This is a genomic window from Ideonella azotifigens, assembly GCF_006519715.1.
Lineage (GTDB): Bacteria > Pseudomonadota > Gammaproteobacteria > Burkholderiales > Burkholderiaceae_C > Ideonella > Ideonella azotifigens.
Genome location: NZ_VIDT01000648.1, coordinates 1 through 3,081, shown reverse-complemented (window position 1 = coordinate 3,081; position 3,081 = coordinate 1). Strand labels below are relative to the sequence as shown.

General features: G+C 69.4%; 3 protein-coding genes and 1 pseudogene. 2 read left to right on the top strand and 2 right to left on the bottom strand.

The annotated features are described in order from the left end of the window. Positions 1–189: pseudogene (locus tag FKP22_RS32765) on the top strand (DUF4136 domain-containing protein); the annotation flags it as partial. Positions 190–259: 70 nt separating this feature from the next. After that, positions 260–1,645, top strand: coding sequence for a bifunctional UDP-N-acetylglucosamine diphosphorylase/glucosamine-1-phosphate N-acetyltransferase GlmU (gene glmU / locus FKP22_RS25645; RefSeq protein WP_141290600.1), 1,386 nt, complete (start codon positions 260–262; stop codon positions 1,643–1,645). On the opposite strand, the gene FKP22_RS25640 is transcribed toward glmU, so the two are convergent. Both FKP22_RS25640 and rimI read right to left on the bottom strand, forming a co-directional pair. Continuing rightward, a complete protein-coding gene (locus FKP22_RS25640; protein WP_141290598.1) occupies positions 1,642–2,490 on the bottom strand; it encodes a uracil-DNA glycosylase in 849 nt (282 codons plus the stop codon). The two genes, glmU and FKP22_RS25640, sit on opposite strands and share 4 nt — an antisense overlap. Further along, entirely contained in the window at positions 2,477–3,073 is a 597-nt protein-coding gene (rimI, locus tag FKP22_RS25635) for a ribosomal protein S18-alanine N-acetyltransferase (protein ID WP_211361583.1), read from the bottom strand. Before rimI ends, FKP22_RS25640 begins: the two co-directional genes overlap by 14 nt. Between the last annotated feature and the right edge of the window lie 8 nt (positions 3,074–3,081).

Sequence of the window (3,081 nt, the reverse complement as noted above, 5' to 3'; positions counted from 1 at the left end):
AGCCGCGAGGTGGCCGTGCTGATCCGCGACCGCAGCAGCGGCGAGGCGCTGTACGAGGCGCGCGCATCGAGCGACGGCACCACGCAGGGCGGCACCGCCATCTTCACGGCGATGTTCAGCGCTGCGCTGAAGGGCTTCCCGGCGGTGCAGAGCGAACCGCATGACGTGACCGCCGGCTTGCCAGGCTGACACCTCAGACACCGCAGCCAACGGCACCCTCGGGTGCCGTTTCGCTTTCTGCGCCGCCGATAATCGCGGCATGAACCTGAACGTCGTGATCATGGCCGCGGGCAAAGGCACCCGCATGCGCTCCGCGCTGCCCAAGGTGCTGCACAAGTTGGCCGGCCTGCCCTTGCTGCAGCATGTGCTGCGCAGCAGCGCCGAGTTGCAGGCGCAGCGCACGGTGCTGGTCACAGGCCACGGCGCCGAGGCGGTCGAGGCCACGGTCGGCGCTGACGTGCGCTGCGTGCGCCAGATGCCGCAGTTGGGCACCGGCCATGCGGTGCAGCAGGCGGTGCCGGCACTGGACGACACAGCCGGCACCACGCTGATCCTCAATGGCGACGTGCCGCTGATCCGCCCGGCCACCGCGAGGGCGCTGGCCGAGGCCTGTGCCGAAACGAAGCTGGCGCTGCTGACGGTGACGCTGGCCGACGCGACCGGCTACGGTCGCATCGTGCGCAGTGCCGATGGTCAGCAGATCCTCGCCATCGTCGAGCACAAGGATGCGAGCGACGCGCAGCGCCAGATCCGCGAGGTCTACACCGGCATGATGGCGGCGCCCACCGCGGCGCTGAAGCGCTGGGTGGCCGCGCTGAAGAACGACAACGCGCAGCAGGAGTTCTACCTGACCGACATCGTCGCGATGGCCGTCTCCGAGGGCGTGCCAGTGGTCAGCGCACAGCCGGCCGACGAGACCGAGGTGCTGGGCGTCAACAGCCCTTTGCAACTGGCCGAACTGGAGCGCCGGCTGCAGCGCCGCCACGCGGAAGCGCAGATGGAAGCCGGCGTTCGCCTGGCCGACCCGGCGCGCTTCGACCAGCGCGGCCTGCTGAGCTGCGGGCAGGACGTGGAAATCGATGTGAACTGCATCTTCGAAGGCTCGGTGACGCTGGGTGACGGCGTGCAGGTCGGTGCGAACTGCGTGATCCGCAACGCGACCATCGCCGCCGGCGCGCAGATCCGCCCGTTCACCCACATCGACGGCGAAGCCGATGGCGTGACCGTGGGCGAAGGTTCGCTGATCGGCCCGTTTGCGCGGCTGCGGCCGGGTGCGGTGCTGGGCCGCGAAGTGCACATCGGCAACTTCGTCGAAGTGAAGAATTCGACGCTGGCCGACGGCGCCAAGGCCAACCACCTGGCCTACCTGGGCGACGCGACCGTGGGCGCACGCGTGAACTATGGCGCCGGCAGCATCACCGCCAACTACGACGGCGCGAACAAGCACCGCACGGTGATTGGCGACGATGTGCACGTGGGCTCGAACTGCGTGCTGATCGCGCCCATCACGCTGGGCGCCGGCGGCACGATTGGCGGCGGCTCCACGATCAGCAAGAACACCCCGGAAAACCAGCTCACCGTGTCCCGCGCCAAGCAGCTCAGCCTGCCGAACTGGACCCGGCCGGTGAAGGTGAAAAAGCCCTAGGTGCCAGCCTGGGTGCTGGTCAACTGCCGGCGGTAAACCGACATCGCCAGGCACAGGTCTTCCCAGGTCTTGGCCTTCTCGGTCAGCTGGCGCAGCAGGTAGGCCGGATGGTAGGTGACGATGACCGGTACGCCGGCATGCTGGTGCACCTTGCCGCGCAGCTTGCCGACCGATTCATCGGTGCCCAGCAACTGCTGGATCGCGAAGCGGCCCATGGCCAGGATCAGCTTGGGCTGCACCAGCGCGATCTGGCGCGACAGGAAGGGCGAACACTGCGCGAGCTCTTCGGGCAGCGGATTGCGGTTGCGCGGCGGCCGGCATTTCAGCGTGTTGGCAATGAAGACCTGCTGCGCCGCCTCGCCGTCCTGGCGGGTCAGGCCCACGGCCTTCAGCATCTGGTCCAGCAACTGACCGGCCGCGCCGACAAAAGGCTCGCCCTGCCGGTCTTCCTGCTCGCCCGGCGCCTCACCGACGATCATCCAGTGCGCGTTCGGATGGCCGACGCCGAAGACCGTCTGCGTGCGGCTTTCGCACAGACTGCAGGCGATGCAACCAGCCACCGCTTCGCGCAACGCCGGCCAGTCCATGTTGGCGACGGGGCTGTCGCTGCGCGGCAAGGCCACAGGCGCTGGCGTCGCGGGCCGAGCCACAGGTGAAGAGGCGGAGGGAGCTGCCTGCACTTGCGCGACGGGCGCCGGCCGCTCAATCACCTCGGCGGGCGGCAGCGCCGGGGCTGGTGCTGGGGCTGGCGGCGTGTCCAGCAACAGTTCTGCAGCAGGCGGCGGCGCCCAGACCTTCAGGCCCATGCCGCGCAGCAGCGCCTGCTGGCGTTCAGACCAGGTCATGTGAATCCTCAGCACCACCGAGCTGGGCTGGCAGCAGGCCGGGCGACTGCAGCGCGGCACGCATCACCACCGCGTCTTCCCGCAAGCCCTGTCCTGCCGGGTAATAGGCCTTGCGGCGGCCGACTTCGGTGAAGCCGCTGAAGGCATAGAGCCGGCGCGCGCGTTGGTTGCTGTCGCGCACTTCCAGCCACAGCGTTTGCGCGCCTTGGCCCCAAGCCTGCGCGGCCAGGTGCGCCAGCAGTCGCCGCGCATGGCCCCGGCCTTGTGCCGCAGGTGCGACGGTGATGTTGAGCAAGTGCGCTTCCTCGACGCCAGGCATGGCGACGTAATAGCCCAGGCAGCCGGGCTGGCGCTCGGCGCGGCGGGTGCCGGACGCTGGTGGTTCGATCAGCAGCCAGGCGGCATAACCCGCGGCCAGCGAGTCGGTGAAATTGCCACGGCTCCATGGGAAGCTGTAGGCCTGCTGCTCCAGGTGGCAGACCAGGTCCAGGTCGGCCAGGGTCATCGCGCGCAGCGCCAGCCCGCCCAGCGCGGGCCAGGGCGCCACGCCGCAGGGTTCGGTCGCCTGCGGACGTGCGCTCATGCCTGGCT

Bases quoted from the DNA above. Each gene is read 5' to 3' on its own strand.
- glmU (WP_141290600.1), top strand. From the start codon at position 260: ATGAACCTGAACGTCGTGATCATGGCCGCGGGCAAAGGCACCCGCATG.
- FKP22_RS25640 (WP_141290598.1), bottom strand. From the start codon at position 2,490: ATGACCTGGTCTGAACGCCAGCAGGCGCTGCTGCGCGGCATGGGCCTG.
- rimI (WP_211361583.1), bottom strand. From the start codon at position 3,073: ATGAGCGCACGTCCGCAGGCGACCGAACCCTGCGGCGTGGCGCCCTGG.